1 protein-coding gene (cut by a window edge) is annotated in these 21401 nt (G+C 57.9%); it reads left to right on the top strand.

Going from position 1 to position 21401, the window contains the following annotated elements:
* Nucleotides 1–21401, top strand: the 3' portion of a protein-coding gene (locus UH5x_RS26965; RefSeq protein ID WP_482634270.1) for a LamG-like jellyroll fold domain-containing protein. 6595 nt of this gene lie to the left of the window's left edge; the window shows 21401 of its 27996 coding nt (coding positions 6596–27996); its start codon lies off the left edge, out of view; the stop codon is at nt 21399–21401.

The following is a 21401-nucleotide window of genomic DNA, read 5'->3' as shown; positions in this document are numbered from 1 at the left end:
AGGTTCTCAGCAGTCCCGAAATCGAACTGAACTATCAAAACAAGTTCGACAGCGGTAGTTTGCCAAGTGGCCTCGTCGCCAACTGGCAGATGGATGGCTTCAATGGCTCCAACGAAGTCGTCGATATTGTCGGCGGAAACAACTTGAGTGTCGGCCACGGGGTCGGTGCCGGCCTAACCGCAAGCACCCCCGTCAGCACTCTGCACATCGACGAAAACGCGGATGATGGAACAACCGTTGGCTACGTCGTCCCCAGCGATCCTGACTCCGTCACCGACGTGTTGGACGACGGCATGTTTTTGGAAGCGGCCGATCCAGGCGTCTACACTCGCTACACCACTGTCGACCCACTGGGCGACTGGACGGTGGAAAGCGGCAACGTCGATCTATTGGGCTCGGTGATCCCCGCGACGGACCTCGGCGGACGCTCCGTTGAACTCAACGGCGACACGGCTGGTGTGATCTCGCAATCCCTGACCACGGTTGCCGGGCAACAATACCAAGTGACGTTCGAAGCTGGAGGCAACTTCAGTGGCAGCGACGACCATGTTGACTTTCGTGTCAGCGCCGGTGGCACGATCAAAGACATCACGATCACCGAGCCCGACGGTTGGTCGTTTTCCAATCCCCAGTCCAATCACTACACCCTGACGTTCACTGCCACGTCCGACACAACCGTCTTGCGTTTTGAAGCACTCAACACGGGTGCGTACGGCGGGGTCGTTGCCGACATCCAAGTCTTGGAAACTCCGAGCAACATTACAACCATACTGCACAACGATCCCACGCTGACCTACGACGCTTCGACGAACAAGTTCTACCGCTACGTCGATGCAGACACCGACTGGATTTCCGCTCTCTCGATTGCCACGGGTTCCACGCTCAATGGAGTGAGTGGCCAATTGGTGACGATCCGTTCCGACTACGAACAACAGCTCGTGTATCAGTTTGCTACCGATGTGAATGACCACATCTGGCTCGGTGCTTCGGACACCGTTGTCGAGGGCGACTATCGGTGGTACGAAGGAACTCAGCCCGGCGATCTGTTCTGGCAAGGCGACGCCACCGGCTCTTCGGTCAACGGTCTCTACAACAACTGGAGTGTCGACGAGCCCAATAACGTTTTCGTACACGACCACGCGTTTTTGTCGAGTACTGATGGAACCTGGTGGGATACCAACTCACAGCCGGGTTCTCCGGATGTGGTGATCGAGTGGGACGCGTCAGAAGTCCTCAGCAACTACACCTTCGCACTAACCGATGATGCGGGCGGACGTTTTGCGATTGACGCTTCAACTGGCGAAGTCACCGTCGCCGACGGTTCGCTGCTCGACTACGAAGCGAACACCTCCCACAACATCGAAGTTCAAGTATCCGACGCTGCCGGAAATAGCTACGCCGAAACGATGACCATCGCCGTCGATGATCTCGATGACAACGTGGCACCCGTGATCAGTTCGCCTGGCGGAACGCTGCCGTACAATGAAAACAGCGGCCCCTACCTGATCGGCGCTGCGAGCACGATCACCGACGCCGACAACACCGACTTCGACGGCGGGCAACTTCACCTGCAATTGACCGCCAATGGCCTGACCGAGGATGTCCTGGACATCCGCAACCAGGGAACCGCAGCGGGGCAAGTTGGCATCAGCGGAACCGATGTGACTTACGGCGGAGTCGTTGTGGGGACTTACACGGGTCCCGTCACAGGCAGCACCGCGTTGGTCGTGACGTTCAATAGCAACGCCACACAAACCATCCTCAACGCGGTACAAGACAACCTGACGTACGAAAACACGTCCGAGAACCCGTCGACGTCGGTACGAACGATCGAGGAATACATCACCGATGGCGATGGCGGAACGAGCAACACCATATCCGGCGGCATCCAACCGACCCAGATCAACGACGCGCCGGTGATGGCACCCTGGGCACCCGTCTACAACACGGCCGAAGGCAATGGCTCCTTCATCGCATCGGTCTCAGCGGTCTTGCAATCCAGCGTCTCGGACGTTGACACGGGGGCGGTGGAAGGTTTGGCGATCTATTCGGACACCGGCAGCGGTGGAGTGCTGGAGTACAGCATCAACGGCGGAAGCTGGACAGCGATCCCGTCCGTGGACTTGAACAACGCCCTCCTTTTGAAAGCAAGCGACCAAATTCGATTCACGCCCGACACCGAAAACGGCGGCTCAATGTCACTGAGCTACTACGCTTGGGACCAAACCAGCGGTACAGCAGGGGCCACGGCAGATGTCTCGTCACGCGGCGGCACGACAGCATTCAGCACGGCGGCGGACACCGTCACGATCAACGTGTCAGATGTCAACGACGAGCAAGTCATCTCGACCAACGACGGCGCGACGTTCTTTGAAGGATCATCTTTCAATATCATCACATCCGCGATGCTGGAAACCACGGATGTCGACAACACGACCGGCGAACTCACCTACTCGGTGACGGGATCACCCAATCACGGCCAGCTGTCCATGGACGGCTCGGCTGCCACCTCGTTCACGCAAGCCGACATCAACGCGGGCCGGGTCACCTACGACCACTACGGCAGTGAAGACTTTTCGGACAGCTTTTCATTCAGTGTCGATGATGGCGTTGGCACGGCATCGACGGGGACGTTCAACATCACGCTGACCCCAGTCAATGACAACGCTGTTGTGATCACCAGCAACGGTGGTGGAACAACCGCCAGCATCAACGTGAACGAAACGGTGTCCTTCGTGACCCAGGTCACCGTCAGCGATGGCGACTTACCCGGTGACACGATGACGTATTCGATCATCGGCGGCACCGATCAAGGCGATTTCGCAATCGACGCCTCAGGCAATTTGACGTTTGTTAGCTCGCCCGACTACGAAAACGCGGACGACAGCGATCTGGACAATGTTTACGAGGTCACGGTCGAAGTCAGCGACGGCCTCTACACAGACAACCAGACAATCACGGTCACCGTTCAGGATGTGCAAAGCACCCTCCTGAATGTCACCACGACCTCGGACGTCGACGACACGGGGTTGGGTGCGAGCTACAGCATTGAAGAGTTGTACGCGGTTGGTGGCGGCACCGATGGCGAAATTTCGCTTCGTGAAGCAATCACAGCCGCCAACAACACGCTCGGCCAAGACACGATCAACTTTGCGATTCTCGACACCGATTCGGGGTACACCGGAACGGCAGGAACCGATGCATACTGGCAAATTTCGCTCACCGCCGCTCTGCCGACGATCACCGAATCCGTCATTTTGGACGGGACCTCACAAACCGTCTTTGGCGGGGACGTCAATCCAGGCACGCTTGGTGAGGTGACCGAGGCAGGCACAAACGGGCAAGCACTCAGCGGTGTCGAGCGGCCTGAGATCGCCATCATCGGTGCTTCCGGATTCGACGGTCTGGTTGTGGGCGCCGACAACGTGACGGTGCAAGGGTTCTCGATGTACGGTTTCTCTTCCGATTCCGCCATCCACATCCAAGACGCCGTCCTAGATACCGCGATCAACTCGAACGTCTTCGGGGTGGCTCCTACCGGAATCGTCGATCCCGGTGCCGCACTGAACAGCTTCAACCATGTGAAATCGTTGGGCGCGGACAACGGCACGCTGTCCAACAATATCTTTGCGTATTCCGAAGCAACGGGATTCCATGCCAGCAATGCGTCCGACAATTGGTCCGTCACTGGCAACCAGTTCATCAACAGTGGCTACAACTACAGCAACGGTGACGCGATCGCGATGAATGGGTCGACCGGCGGTACGATCGATGGGAACTACATCAGTGGCAGTTCGACGCAAGCGATCATTCTGTCAGGATCCAGTAGCGGCATCACGATCAGTGACAACACGATCGTTGGTAACGGTGTCGGACCGATCATCGGCTCGCATGTGCAATACGATGCGATTGCGATGCGAAGTGGCACCAACAATGTCACTCTGATCCAGAACATCATCGCTGACAATTACGGCGCGGGAATCGTGGTCAACGACGGTGCCTTTGGCATTGAGATCACGGAGAATTCGATCGACGGCAATGGAACCATTTTGTCTCGCCAAGGTGCTGCTGCCAGTGACAGCATCGGCATCGATTTGCAGGGTTCCGGCGAGGACGTCAACTTTGGCACGGCTCCTTACTACACCGCCAACGACGCGGATGACGTGGACACCGGTGGCAATTCGCTGCAGAACTTCCCGGTTATTTCTTCGGCGATCAGCGACGGATCGCAAATCACGATCGCAGGAACCTTCAACGGCATCGCCAATACGACGTTCACGTTGGAGTTCTTCGATTCCGCGGAATACGCCAACGGCCACGGCCAGGGACGCACGTTCCTGGGTTCCATGGAAGTCACCACGGACAGCTCGGGAAACGCAACGTTTAGCACTACCCTGACGGCATTCGTTTCGGCCAGCGACTTCGTCACGGCGACAGCAACCAACCAAATCACCGAAGAAACGTCTGAGTTCGCGGCTCAGTTCGCGATCGACGGTCCCGTGTACGCCGCCGACAACAACGGTCACTTCGTGTTTGACGGTGACGACATGATCACCATCGAAAACACCGTCAACTTGACGATGTCCGCGACGATGACGATGGAAGCCTGGGTCAAACCAGAAGATTCACTTCTCGCAAGGATGATCCTGAATAAAGAGGGCGAGTACGAAATTGGAATCGGTGACAACGGGAACCTGTGGTGGGCCTTCACCAACACCGATCCAGGCTGGGCGTGGCACGACACTGGCGTCACCGTATCAACGTCCGAGTGGTCTCACATCGCCGTTTCCTACGACAACGGCACCGTCAACAGTTACATCAATGGTGAGCTGGTCGAAAGCTATGCCGGCAGCGGTTCAATCGGGGATGCACACCCGACGAAGAACGACTTGCTGATCGGCGGACGCATGAACAATCCAGCCGACCAATACTTCTTGGGTGGAATCGACGACGTAAGAGTTTGGAACGTCGCTCGAACTCAGGCGGAGATCCAATCGAACTTGACGGCCGAATTGGCCGGTACCGAAGCAGGGCTGGTTGGATACTACAAGTTCGACAGCCCAGATGAAGTGGTGGTTGATCATTCAACCTTCGGACACAACAGTGAAGTCGGCATCGACGGGCAGAAGCCAAACTGGACCGGCATCACCCTGACCGAAGATGCCACCTACACGGTGGACGCGTCCGGCGGAGTCCTGGCCAACGACATCGACCTGGATGGCGATTCCTTGACCGTCACCGAGATCAATGGCGAAAACGCTGACATCGGCAACAACATCACGCTGCCATCGGGCGCGACGATTCAGCTGGAAGCCGACGGCAGCTTCAGCTACGTCCCCGGAACGACCTATCAACACCTGAACGACGGTGAAACCGCCACCGAAACGTTCACGTACACCGTCAGCGATGGAAACGGCAACACCGACACCGCCTCGGCTACGATCACCATCGTCGGCGGCAACGACGCGCCAATCGCATCGGCAATCGAGGGCACAACGCTCGACTATACCGAGGACGATGGATACGTCGCGATCACGGACACATTGACACTCAGCGACGTCGACAATGCGAACCTTCAATCCGCGACCGTTACCATTGCGTCGGGGTTGGATAACAGTGAAGACACACTGTCTTTTGTCGACCAAAACGGCATCGTCGGTTCCTATGACGCAGGTACCGGAGTCCTGACACTGACGGGCACCGCCTCGGTTGCCGAATACCAAACCGCCTTGCGATCCATTCAGTTCGGCAACTCGGACGCCAACCCGGACACGACCACACGTACCGTTGAATTCACGGTCAACGATGGAAATGCGAATTCGAACGTTGGCTCGCGAGACATCGCAATCGAATCGATCAATGACGATCCCTACAACAGCGGATCATTGCCATCCAACGTCGTTGTCTTGGAAGATTCCGCAACAGCGATTGTCTTCACTGGCTTTGACCTGCGTGACGTCGACGGCAGCGGCGGACAAACGTTGACGATCAAACTGTCCACCGCGACGGGCGGGTTGTTGTTTGCATCGGACGGTGGTGGCGTCACGGTCACAGGAAACAACAGTGACTCAATGACTTTGTCGGGTACTCGTGGCGACCTGAATGCGTTCATGACCACCAGCGGTCTCATTCAGTATCTGCACGGGACCCCCAACACCGAAGGAACTGGCACCGACACGATCACCGTCGTCGCCAATGACAACGGCAACACCGGCACCGGCGGGGGCATCGATCAAACGTTCGGCACGGTCCAAGTCGACATCACCAACGTGAACGATGCCCCCGGCGGCACCGACAACACGATCACGATTGACGAAGACGCTGCGTACACGTTCACGCTGGCTGACTTTGGTTACAGCGACATCGAGGGCGACTTGTTCGAATTCGTGCATATCGACACGCTGCCCGCCGACGGAACGATTCGATACAACGGAACCGCCTTTTCCGCAGGGAACTATGTCCACTACTCTGATATCAGCAGCGGCCTGCTGACCTTCGAGCCAGTTGCGAATGAAAACGGCAGCGGTTACGCCAGCTTCACCTTCCGCGTTCAAGACGACGGCGGTACAGCGAACTCCGGAAGTGACATCGATCCGGTCGCCAACACGCTCACGTTCGACGTGACCCCAGTCAATGATGCCGCTAGTGTTCTGGCCGAAAACATCACCAGCAACGGCGACTTCACGACCGACCTAAGCGATTGGACCGTCACCGGAAATACGGACTGGGACAACAACCAAGTTCGATTTGGTCAGGTCGGAGGAGCGAACGGGACGATTTCGCAAACGATCACAACCGTGATCGGTGAAACTTACTACTTGGCCTTCGAGTATGGCGATGCCAGCGTCAGCCAATCCCAATCTTTGGATATCGAAGTTACCGGTGGCGGCAGTTTGCTATCCAAATCAATCGTTTCCGACATCGCCGACAGTTCGACACAGCGATACACCTACCGCTTCGTTGCAGATTCTACATCGACGACACTGACATTCACGGACACTTCCGTCGATCATTCCGGCGTGCGTGGCTACCTTGATGACATTGAAGTGCGGTCAAGCACACTTGTTGCCCAGCCTGCGGTCGACTACGCGGAAAATGATTCCCCTGTCCAAATCGATACCAGTCTCAACCTAGGTGATATCGACGACGACGAATTGGAATCGGCTGTGATTGCCATCACGGGTGCGCATGCCGACGGCGAAGACATATTAAGTTTTGTCGACACAGTGAACATCACTGGGGTTTGGGATTCCGGCTCTGGCACACTCACGCTTACCGGCACCGACACCCTTGACAACTACGAGGCAGCACTTCGCAGCGTCACGTACTTCAACACGAGCGACGCCCCATCGACGGCCACGCGGACCGTTAGCTTCACCGTGAACGACGGTGACGCAGACTCGATGGTCAGTACGCAAGAAATCGAGATCACGGCGGTCAACGATGCGCCCATCGCCGTCGATGACCCGAGTGGGTTTGAGGCAGGAGTGCAAGCGAACGATCCGGTCGGCTACTGGCGGTTGGGCGAATCCAGCGGGACCACAGCGATCGACGCTAGCGGAAACGGGAACGACGGAACCTACGACGGCGTCACGCTCGGTTCGACGGGTGCACCGACTAGCGGAACGGACACCGCTGTCGATTTCGATGGTTCCAATGACAGTGTTGACCTTGGCGCTTTCGATGTCGATGGAACCGGGATCACCTTGTCGGCATGGATCAATGTCGACGACTTCGACAACGACCAACAACGAATCATCTCGAAAGCAGAATCAACGGGCGGTTCCGGCGAAGACCAGCACTGGTGGATGCTCAGCACGGAAGCGAGCGGTGGCGATAACGTCCTGCGTTTCCGCGTGAAGGCAGGAGGCACGACCGACACGCTCGTCGCATCGTCCGGTGACATTGCCGTCGATCAATGGCACTTCGTTGCCGCGACGTACGACGAAGTAACCGGCTTGATGAAGCTGTACCTCAATGGCACCGAAGTCGGATCGCAAACACATTCGGTCGGCGGTGCGGTGTCCCAGGACGCGACGAAGACCGTGACGATCGGTGCGAACCCGAACAACACCAACTACTTCGATGGCAGCATCGACGAAGTTGCCGTGTTCGACAAAGCACTCACACAGTCGCAGCTCCTAGACATGCAAGCGAGCACAGGCGGCAACTATCAAGTCGACGAAGACAACACGCTCAGCGTCGACGCTGCCAATGGTGTCCTCGCCAACGACAGCGACCCTGAAAACGATGCAATCACAGCGGTACTCGTCACCGGTCCAACCAACGCCAGCAGCTTCACGCTGAACGCGGACGGTTCGTTCAGCTACATCGGCAACGCTGACTTCAACGGCACCGACACATTCACGTACCGAGCCGACGATGGCAGCGGGCAATCGGAAATCGCGACCGCAACGATCAATGTGACCGGCATCAACGACGCTCCAGAGATTGATTACGACTACGCCACCAGTTTTGACCCCATCACCGAAGACGATGTCGACAACAACGGACAAACCGTTGCGGATATTCTGGCCTCGTCCGGGCAGGACATCCTGACCGACGCCGACGACGACTCCGAGGGCATCGCGATCGTCATGTCCACCCCCGGCAATGGGACTTGGGAATACTCTACCAACGGCGGCACCGACTGGACCGACATTGGCAACGTCAGCAACTCAAACGCACTGCTGCTGCAATCCACGGACCTGGTTCGATTCAACCCCAATGGCGAGCAGGGAACAACGGCCAGTATCGGATTCCGCGGCTGGGACCAAACCGTGGGAACCGCAGGCACGCACCACAACATCGCCGCCACGGGTGGCGAAACCGCGTTCAGCAGCAACACCGAATCGGCGTCCATCGTCGTCAGCGATCTCAACGATGCGCCGGTGCTCGACAACAGCGGCAATGTGACATTGACCGCCCAAACTGAAGAGTCCGGCACACCCGTTGGCGAGGTCGGCACGGTCATCACCGACATCGTCTCGCTGGGTGGGAACGTCGCTGATGTGGATGCCAGTTCACAAATCGGCATCGCCGTCACCGATGCCGACACAACCAATGGAACGTGGTGGTACACCGTCAACAGCGGCTCGACTTGGAACTCGCTGGGCAGTGTCAGCGACGTTTCCGCTCGCGTATTGAACGCCAATAGTGCCACACGGATCTACTTCGAAGCGGACACTGACTTTGCTGGAACGGTCACTGACGCGATCACGTTCCGCGCTTGGGATCGGACGCTCGGCAGCAACGGTTCGATGCAAAACACCAGCACGAACGGCGGAACCACCGCGTTCTCAACCGCCACAGAGACCGCCGACATCACCGTCAACAACGTCAACGACGCCCCCGTGCTGGACGACACCTACCTGTACACGCTGACGTCCATCAACGAAGACGACACCACCAACGGCGGCCAAACCGTCGCCTCGATTCTGGCCAGCAACGCCGGTACCGGAATCACTGACGACGACATGGGTGCCGCCGAAGGCATCGCCATCCGAGCAATCAGTGCTAGCAACGGTCACTGGGAATTTTCGACCAACGCCGGTTCTTCCTGGAACAATGTGGGCACGGTCAGTGCATCCAATTCGCTGGTCCTCGGATCCGACGACCTGCTCCGCTTCATCCCCGACGAAGTCGCCGGTGAACAGAGCAACTTGACCTTTGTCGCCTGGGACCAAACCGACGGATCGACCGCCGGGACCAAGGTCAGCAGCACCACCACTGGCGACTCCACCGCATTCAGTGACGAAGTCGCCGTCGCTCGGATCACGGTCACCGATGTGAACGACGCTCCCAGCGGCAGCGACAACACCGTCACCACGCTTCGCGATCAAAATCTTGTTTTCGACGCGAGTGATTTCGGCTACAGCGATGTCGATGGCGATGGCTTCGAATCCGTCGTTGTTGACTCATTGGCAGCGGTTGGCACGTTGTACCTGGACGCTGACAGCGACGGCGTGATCGATGCAGGCGAAGCGATTTCGGTCAATCAAGTGATCACCAAGACGCAAATCGAAGCGGGTCAATTCAAGTTCCAGCCAGTCGCAGGTGAATCCCAAGACGCTTATGACGAATTCACCTTCAGCGTCCGTGACGATGGTGGAACCAGCGACGGCGGTGTGAACACGGACACCACGCCCAACACCATGACGATCGACGTCGATGACGCGTACCGCGTGGAAGGCAACATCCTGGAAGACGTCAACGGCGATTCCGTGCTGAGCGATGCCGTCGGTGTGTTCGGCGCCACGGTCTACCTGTACCAAGACGCGGACGACGACGGAGTGATTTCGGCGGGAGATACGTTTTACGCATCCACCACGACCGACGCAGGCGGGTTCTACTCGTTCACCAGCTTGATCGACGACACCTACTTCGTCATCGTCGACTCCAGCACCATCAATGCAGACGCCGGATACAACACTGGATATGACAGCAACGATGTGCACGCGGAGCAAACCTATGGCGTCGCGGGTGCCGCCCTCGGGACCGGGTTCCTAAGTTCGGACGGTTCGTTATTCGGTGGTCGAGACGCGGGAACCGATGACAACTCGGCTTCACTGCTGACCGCTCAACATGTGACTCGCGTGAACGTCAGCGGTGCGGACGTCGCGGACATTGATTCTGGTTTCAGTTTCAACACGGTTACGAATGTCAACGATTCTGGCCAAGGCAGCCTGCGCCAATTCATCGACAACGCCAACGCAATCAGCGGCGGCAATGAGATGCGATTCGTGCCAGGAGTGGCCACGAACACGACCGACGGCAGCGGAAACGACTGGTGGACCATCCAATTGACATCGGTCCTTTCCACGATCGAAGACATGCAAACGATCCTCGACGGAACCGCCTATTCGTCCGCGGACGGAACGACCGTGCTCGATTCCAACGCCGGACAAATCGGTACCGGCGGAACCGTGGGCTTGGGAGCAGACGGGATCTTGGGGACCGGCGATGACGTCACCCTCGCACAATTCGACCGAACCGAACTCGAAATCGTCGGAATTTCCACCGCCTCCCGCGTCCTAGTCTTCGAAGGCGATGATGCGGAACTGCGTGACGTTGCGATCCGCAAAACCTCCAACGGAACCACCACCAGTGCTCTGGTGTACTTCAGTGGCGACGACGGCGTCTTGGCGGACTCGTTGATCGGTACGTCGGCCGACGGAACCGCCTACGGAGTCACCGGCACCGCCGGCAACTTGGTCTCCTTCAGCGGTTCAGCGAATGCCATCGTCACGGACAATTACTTCGGCTATGCCGGCACTGGCATGATCACCGCTTTGGGAGTTTCCGATTCCACCAACGCCCTCGTCTCTGGCAATGAACTCGACGGTGAGTTTCAATTCGGGATCAGCGCGTATAGCGACAACATGCTGGTCACCGGAAACCTGATCGACGGCGTGACAGGCGGTTTCGGAATCGGCACGTTTTATGGCCCGCGAACCGGCATGATTGTGGAAAACAACACGATTCGAAACACAACCGGATACGGTGCCATCGTGGCTGGTTATGGATCCGTTGACGAAACCATTCGCTACAACATCGTTCACGACAACACCAACGCGATCGTCGTTCGAGGCGATGGATCCACCTTCGATGAAGCTGAGAATGCTGTCATCTCGATGAACTCGGTCTACAACAACACCGGCCCAGGAATCGCCAATGCTGACACGGATGTCAATGACGGCATCCTGGACACCGACCAAGCCAACGATGGCATCGATCATCCGATCATCACCGATGCCAACCTGGACGGAACGGATTTGTCGCTGTCCGGATACGTGGGTGCTGCTGCGAATGACACGGACTTTGCCGGCGCACGAGTCGAGTTCTTCTTGTCCGATGGTGACGGAGAAGGAGAAACCTACCTTGGTTTCCTGACCACCGATGCCAATGGGAACTACAACGGAACCCTCACCGTCAGCGGCGTCGTCGACACCAACTCGATTGTTGCGACCGCCACGCTCTCCGGCAGCGGCACGTCCGAGTTCGGCAACGAATTCGGTGTCAATGTGGCTCCGCTGCTGAGCCTCCCCGGACCACAATCCGGGACCGAAGACGTTTCCTTTTCTATCAGCGGGGTGTCAGTTGGCGATGCGGACACCAATGTGACTTCCGTCGTACTTTCGGTCAGCAACGGGACACTCAACATCACCTTGGACGGTTCCGCCACGATCTCTTCGGGAGCCAATGATTCAGCAACGCTGACCATTTCCGGCACACAGGATGAAATCAACAACACCCTGGCATCGCTCGCCTACCAAGGCAACGCGAACTACAACGGCAGCGATACCCTGACGGTTCTCGCAACCGACGACGGCGGATTGACCGACACCGACAACGTCGCCATCACCATCACCCCGGTGAACGACGCCCCAACCTTCAATACCGGCGGTTCCACCACGCTGACGACGATCACCGAAGACGATTTCAACAACGCGGGTGACACAGTCGCATCCATCATCGCCAGTGCGGGAGGGAACCGAATCACCGATCCCGACTCCGGTGCGGTCGAAGGCATCGCCATTCGAGCTCACAGCACTTCTTCGGGAACCTGGCAATACCAGCTCGATGGCACTGGCTCGTGGGTCGACTTTGGCACCATCAGTCCCAGCAGTGCATTGTTGTTGCGAGCCGAAGACCTCGTCCGATACGTCCCCAACGGAGAAACCGGAGAAGAAGTCTGGATCAGCGTCCGAGCGTGGGACCAAACGTCCGGTTCGGCCGGCGACAGAGTCAACTCCAATTCCACCGGCGGATCCACGTCCATCAGCGATGGAACCAAGTACGCGTACCTTACCGTCACAGATGTCAATGACGCCCCCGCGGTGACGAGCCCCACCACCGCAACCGTCGCCGAAGGCGGTTCGCTGACATTCGACATCGCTGGCGCCGGCATCCTCGACACCTCCGATGTGGACGGTGACAACTTAACTGTCACCGTGACCGCCGACCACGCCGCAATCGCTCTGTCGCAAACCACCGGGCTGACCGTGATTGACGGCGATGGCAGCGACGGAACGTTGCAATTCAGCGGCAGCACGGCCGATATCGACTCGGCGTTGTACGGTTTGGATTACGACTCCCAAGCCGGCTACAACGGCAGTGCGTCACTGGTCGTCTTGGTCGACGACGGGTCGCTGACCGATTCGACCACCGTTGCAATCACGGTCAATCCCGGCCAAACCGTCTTCGTCTGGGACGGCGGTGGGACGACCGACGACTGGACCGACGCAGCCAACTGGGACCATGACCTGGTTCCCGAAGCCGACGACATCGTGGTCTTCAACGCCACCAGCACAAAAGCATCGACCGTTGACGCGTCGTTTGCAGGTGCGATCTCTCAAATCAACGTGACCGCGGATTACACCAACACCATCACGCAGGCGGTTGACCTCAATGTGACCGGCGACATGAGCTTCCTGGGCACAACCTGGAACGCCAACGGAGCGACACTCGACGTCGACGGTGACTTTACCGTGACCGACCTTCGCAGTGGTGGCGGCGACCTGTTCTTTGGCGGCGACTACACCCAAACCGGTGGCGCGAACAACTTCAGCGGCACCTGGACGTTCGACTCGACGGACGCGCAAACGATCGAAACCTCGCGAACGATCGGGTCCGTCGATCTGGTCTCCGGTTCCACCATCACTTTTGCAAGCGACCTGAGCGTATCGGGTGACCTCGCTCACTCGTCAGGCGATGTCGACTTGAACGGATACGAAGTCAGCTTGGACGGAACGGGCAACCAACTCATTGACGCGGTTGGATTGACGTTCGACGACTTCGAATTCAACAACGCGACCGGAACCATCACGATCAGCGGCGGATTGGACATCGACGGCGACCTGACCTACACCAACGCCGCGACGATCAACGGAGCCGGCATCCTCGCATCGGGCAACGTCATCACAACGGATGATGCAATCTCCGGCACCAGCTTGCTGACTCTTGATGGAACGGGTGATCAGCAGATCTCGACCGGCGGCGGAACCGGTGAACTTGGTAACTTGGAAATCAACAAGGCATCCGGCACCGTTCAGTTGCTCGACGACATCGAACTGGGCGGCGACTTCACCCACACATCTGGTGGCTTCAACGCGAACGGCAACACGGTCGAGTTCCAAGGGCACAACACGACCATCACCGCGGGATCCGCTACGTTCGACAACGTGATTCTGAACAGCACCGTTTCGGGCACGCGAGGGATCGTCGGCACGCTGGATGTCGATGGTGACTTCACGTTCCTCAATGCAGGCACGCTCAACGGTGGCCAAATCACCGTCGCCGGCGACATGGTCTTCAGCGATGCGTCCTACAGCGGCACCACGATGATCATCGCGGACGGAACTGCTGATCAAATGATATCGGCTGAAGTGGCCGGCTCCAAAGTAGAACAACTGACGATCAACAAAGCGTCTGGCACGTTCACCTTCGGCACCGACCTGACCATTTCCGCCAGCCTCACTCACACTGCGGGAACGGTTGCTGACGTCGCCCACACAATCACGTTTGGCAACAACTCCGGCACGATCAGTGCCAGCTCGATCAACTTCGATGACGTGATCATTGATTCCAGTAACAACAAGAATATCTCTGGCGTCCTGAACGTCGGCGGTGACCTGACGATCGAACGAGTTGCCAACCTCAACGTGGGCGACATCCGGGTCTCGGGGAACGTCACCTCCAACGACACGGTTGTCGGTGGCGACGCGACGTTGACTCTTGTCGGCACCGGCGATCAAACGATCTCTGGCGACGACCTGGCCGGCGGCGATATCACGATCAACAAAGCATCCGGGTCGGTGATCCTGGCCGATGCCTTGGTGCTTGATGGAACCAACCAAGACATCCTCGTGAGCAGCGGCACGTTGGACCTGAACGGTCAATCGATCACGACGACCGGCAACGTGACCGTCGATGCTGCCACCCTGATCGGAAGTGGTTCGATCAACAACAATCTGACGGTCCAAAATGGAGCCATCGTTCGTCTCGCCGCTAGCTCCACCAGCGTCCACGATACGATCGCGGTCGGCGGCGACCTCACCATCAGCGACGACAGCGAACTGCAATTGGATCTCACCGGTTTGACCACCGGCGGCTACCTGAATGACTTGTTCACGTCCAGCACATTGGCTGGAACCTGGACCGACATCACGCTGCTCAACGATTCCGTCGGCTTCACCGCCTACGACGAATACAACTCGCCAACCGGCGCGGTTGATATTTTCTTGAACTCCAACCCCACCGGAGCAATCGCGGACGTCAACGTCAACGAAGACGCCCCCGACACGGTCATCGATCTGGACGCCGCCTTCAGCGATCTCGAACATGCCGACAACGAATTGACCTACAGCCTTGTTGGCTACACCAGCCCCACATTGCTCGACTCAGCCACCATCGACAACGGCACCGGCACGCTGACACTGGATTACGCTGCCGACCAAAACGGCACCTACCAAATCACCGTCCGAGCCACCGACGCGCGCGGTGAATACACCGATGTCGCGTTCGACGTGAATGTGTCCAACGTCAACGATGCTCCGGAAGTCACTGCTCCCGCCACAGCCACCGTTGCCGAAGGTGGATCGCTTACCTTCGACAACGCCGGAGCGGGACTGATCGACACCGACGACATCGACGGAGACAACCTGACCGTCACGTTGACGGCGGACCACGCGTCGATCGCTCTGGTTCAAACCACTGGCCTGACCGTGACCGACGGTGACGGCAGCGACGGCACGCTGCAGTTCAGCGGCAGCATCGCCGATATCGACGCGGCACTCGACGGCCTGACCTATGACTCGCAGGTGGGTTACAGCGGTTCGGCGACTTTGGCCGTGCTGGTCGACGATGGCAGTCTGACCGACTCGACCACTGTCGCGATCACCGTCACACCTGGCCAGACCACCTTTGTCTGGGACGGCGGTGGATCCACCAACGACTGGACGGATGCGGCCAACTGGGACCATGACTTGGTCCCCGGCCCCGAAGACATCGTGGTTTTCAACGCCACCAGCATCAAAGACGCGACGGTCGATGCGGCGTTTGCGGGATCCATCTCACAAATCATCGTGACAGCGGACTATTCCGGCGACCTGTTGCTTGCTCGCGCATTGAACGTGACAGAGGATGCGACCTTGAGCGGAACCGGCACTCTCAACACCGATGGCTTCACGCTGGACATCGATGGAGACTTTGTGTCAACGATCGGCTTGGATGTCTACGGTTCCACCTTGAACTTTGGCGGCAACGTCGATGTCTCAGCATCCACCAGCAACGTGGGCCTATCGGACTGGGTGCTCGATGGCACGGGCGACCAAAACGTTGACATCTCCTCGTTGGTCGGCTCGATCGAATTCGCTTCCGCCGGCACCGTCACAATCGCCGACTCGCTCGATGTGTATCAAAAGATCACCTACACCAGTGGCACAGTGGATTTCAATGGTCAAACACTCTACTTGACCGGCAATTCGTCACGGACGATCGACGCGGAGGGAATCACGTTTGCTTCGGTTGTGGTTGATACCGGCGGGTCGATCTCGATCGTTGGCGACTTCGATATCGACGGTGATCTAACCCTGACCCGTTTGTCATCCTTCACGAATGGTTTTTGGGACGATGGGCGTCTGTTGGTCAGCGGCGACATCCATGCCTCTGATTCCGGTTGGACCGGCGATGCAGTGTTCCTGATCGATGGCAGCGGAGATCAAACCGTGACCACCGACAGCGGTGCGAGCATGCTCCGCAATGTCGATATCAACAAGTCCGGCGGAACCCTGACGTTTGACGATGACATCACCTTCCAGGGTTCGCTGACGCACACGACAGGCTCGGTTGACTTGGCTTCGGTCAAGACGAGCTTCAGTGGATCGGGTCTTCATCTGGATACAGCCGGCATCACGCTGGGTGATGTGGAGTTCGTCTCCAATGCCGAGTTCACTCTGTCCAGCGACCTGGACATCGACGGTGACTTGCTGATTTCCAGCATGACGGGCATCAGTTCGGGCGGTGACCTGCACGTTGCCGGCAACGTCAACAGCACCGAAACCTCCGTCACGGGCGACTTCGGCATCATTCTCGATGGAACTGGCAATCAAACGATCGGCGGAGAGGACTTGACCGACGGGACCGTGACAATTGACAAGGCGTCCGGCATCGCTTCCCTCTTGGATGACTTCGGCAACGCTCAAACCATCCAATTGTTGCAGGTCAACTCGGGAACACTGGATCTTGCCGGGTTCAACGTCGACACGGTGGACGGATTGCTTGTCAACGGCGGAACCATCGTCGGTGGCGGCAGTGTGACTGATGATCTTGTCGTGCAGAATGGCGCAGTCGTTCATTTGACAGCTCCCTCAACAGGATCCTACCAACAACTCGACGTCGGCGGTGACATGCAACTGATCTCAGGCACCCTCGTCATCGATGTCACTGGCAACACAACCGGTGGCGACTTCACCGACTTGGTGACTTACGGCACTCGCACCGGATGGGGTGCCGCCGTCTCACTCGTTGGCGATTCCGTTGGCTTCACGGTTTACACTGAGTTCGACGACCTAGCCGGCGAAGCGGGCGTTTTCCTGAACACAGCTCCGACCGGAACACTGGCCGACGTCAATGTCGACGAAGATGCGGCCGATGAAGTCATCGACTTGGCCGCCGCTTTCTCTGATTTACAACACAGTGACGGCGAACTGACATACACGGTTCAAAGCGTCAGCAATGCAGGGTTGTTCTCTGACATTCATCTGGACAACAGTCTCGATTCATTGACGTTGGATTATGTCGAAAACCAATCGGGTGACGCTGAGATTGTGGTTCGCGCAACCGATCCTCGAGGCGAATTTGTCGACGTCACCCTCAGTGTCTCGGTCGCATCAGTCAATGATGCCCCGGTGGCCAACAACGCCACCAACAACGCAGTCGAAGACGGCATCGCAGTGGGCGGCACCCTGACGGTCACGGACAGCGACCCCGGCGATTCACACCAATTCTCGCTGATCACCGGCCCCAGCGAAGGCACCGCGGTTGTGAACATCGACGGGACCTACACGTTCAGCCCTGGAAGCGACTTCCAGGATCTGGCGGAAGGCGAAACCCGCGACATCACCTTCGTCTACGAAGCCACAGACAGCGATGGAGCCACCTCGCAGGCCACGGTCACAATCACTGTCACCGGAACCAACGATGATCCGATTCTCTCCGTGGAAATGGGGGACAGCGACTCCGATGAACAAACAGAAAACGGCAACACCTTGACCGCTTCGGGGACACTCTCTGTTTCCGACGTCGACTTGACCAATATCGTTTCGTCGTCGGTCACCGACGTCGTTGCAACCGGGGCCACGTCCGGCATGGTGTCAAACAATGCCGACCTTCTGACCATGCTCAATTCCACAGCGAACGTTTTGGACGGCACGTCCGACAGCGGCCCATTGACCTGGGACTTCGACTCAGGAATCGAAACCTTCAGCCATCTTGGCCAAGGCGAATCCGTCGTGTTGACCTACACCATCACGGTCGAAGACAACGACGGAGGAACGACCCAGCAAAACGTTGTGATCACCATCAACGGTGCCAACAATGCGCCCGTGATTTCAATCGAGGCGGGTGACAGTGCTTCTGACACGCTCTCGGAAACTGACACCACGCTCGTCTCTTCTGGCACACTCACCGTTTCCGATGTCAACCTGACCGACACGGTGGACGCTGCTGTCACCGGAGTTGTCCTGAGTGGCACCACGACCGGGCTGCAATCCGACAATACGGAGTTGCTGGCGATGCTGACATCAACCAGTTCCGTCGTCGAGAACACCGAGACCTCGAATCAACTGACATGGGACTTCGATTCCGCTGGAGAAGTGTTCGACTACCTCGCCGTTGGTGAATCGGTCACGCTGACCTACACGATCGAAGTCACCGACAGCGAAGGTGCGACGGACACACAAGAAGTCTCCATCACCATCAACGGCACCAACGACGCCCCGGTCATCACCGACGGTCCCGCGACAGCCAACCTGATAGAAACCGATTCGGCGCTCACAGCCAACGGGACGTTGACCGTCACCGATCTCGACATGTCCGACGTTGTGATGGCGACGGTGGATTCGGTGATCCCGTCAGGCAGCGGTGCCGCCAGCCTTCCGGCCACGCTTGACAACGCGACGTTGCAGAACTTCCTGACCGCAACCCCAACCACGGTCATCGACGGCGTCCACTCTTCTGCCACGATGAACTGGGATTTCGACAGCAGTGGTGAAGCGTTTGACTTCCTGAACACAGGCGATGTGCTGATTTTGACTTACACCGTCAGTGTCACTGACGACGATGGCATTCCGCTCAGCGATTCAGAAGCCATCACGATCACGATCACCGGCACCAACGACGGCCCCAACGCGGCGGCTGATTTCGCCACCGCGACCGAGGCCGGAGGAGACGCCAATGCGATCCTCGGATCGAATCCGACCGGCAACGTGCTCAACAACGACACCGACCCCGATGACAGCGATACCAAGAGCGTCACCGGCGTGATCGCCGGCGATGCAATCCCGGTCAACGGCACCACGAACACGGATCTCGCGGGCCAATTTGGCACCATCCGCATCCTCAGCGACGGCAGCTACACCTACACCGTCGACAATGGCAACTCCGACGTGGAAGCACTCCGCACCGCCGCCGACACGCTGCAAGACATTTTCAGTTACACGATGATCGATGCGGAGGGTTCTGAGTCGACGCAACAGATCACGATCACGATCGAAGGATCCAATGACAACCCCCTCGACCTGATCGAATCCGGGATGTCGGTCGATGAAAATGCCGCCAATGGCACGATCGTCGGCACCGTCACCCCCGTCGACAAAGACGCCGGTGACTCATTCACCTACACGCTGACCGATGACGCATCCACTCGTTTCGAAGTCGACGCCAGCGGAAACATTCGCGTCCGAGATGGCTCCAACTTGGATTACGAAAACGCCACGAGTCACTCCATCGAGGTGCAAGTCACCGACGTTTTCGGAGCCACCTACACCGAATCGTTTGCGATCGCGATCAACGACGTGAACGAATTCGACGTCATTGGGATGGGTGACCTCGATGGCAGTGTGAACCTAGTCGACGAAAACAGCGGAGCAGGCATCGCGGTCGGCATCACAGTGGGAGCCACTGACCCCGATTCCACTCTCAGTGACATTCATCACGTCATGTTCCAAGACGCCAACGGACGATTTGAGGTTGATTTCGATGCTGGTGTGGTCACGGTTGCGGCGGGAGCTTCGCTGGATTTTGAGAGCCAAGCTTCACACACCATTGTCGTTCGCAGCATCTCCGACGATGGATCGTTTGTCGACCAAGCGTTCACCATCCAAATCGTTGACGTCAACGAGGCACCGGTCGCACTCAATGACGGAACGTACAGCACCACACTGGGGCAGGCCAAACTGTTGAACAGCCCTTCGTTGCTCGCAAATGATGTCGATGTTGACTCGGATCCACTGCGAATCGTGATCGTCGTTCATCCGAACAACGGCTCACTGAGCGTCGACCTGAACGGAAACGTCACCTACACACCCCATTCTGGATTCTTCGGCACCGATTCGTTCCAGTACCAAGCCGACGACGGCTCCCTGACCAGCAACACAGCCACCGTCACGATTGATGTCATGGGTGGAAACACCGGCACCGGATCCAGTGGAAACAGCGGTGGCGATGGAGATTCCGGTGGATCCACCGGGACAGGAGATGGCAGCGGAGACAGCGGCGACAATGGAGACAGCAGTGCCGATGAATCCAACCCATCAGACGGTGACGGAAACTCAGATGGTTCTGCCAACACAGTCGGATCGATCGGCAACACCGGTTCGAATTCCAACGACGCGACGCAATCAGGACGCCAGACCCCGGACAACCAAGCCGGAGATGGAAACGGGTCCGATTCTGGCGACGAATCCACTGGCAATTCCAACGACAATCGCAGCCAAGGGGTTCTTGCTTCCGCCAATCAATCGAGTCGCTTGGCTCAACGATTCGGATTCGGCAATTCATCGTTTCATTACGACATCATGGCAGGCGGCGACGCACTGCTCGACGACCTGGTTGGCGAGACCAATCTCGACACGTTGCTGACGTGGCACCTGTCCGACAATGGTTCCGTTCGCATCAACGAAACCTACGACAACGAAGACATTCACGTCGGTGCCGTTGGAACCACTTTGGGGCTGGCCTCGATTGGCTATGTCCTGTGGGCTCTTCGCGGCGGGATGTTCATTGCGACCATGTACGCAGGCATCCCCAGTTGGCGAATGCTCGACCCAGCATCCTTGTTGTCCGCCTACCGCGGCGCCGACGGAGCCGCCCAGGACGAAGTGGAAGAAATGCTCGACTAA

The organism is Rhodopirellula sp. UH5 (assembly GCF_056839225.1).
Note: the sequence above shows the minus strand (reverse complement) of the source record. Positions and strands in the feature narration are given on the sequence as shown.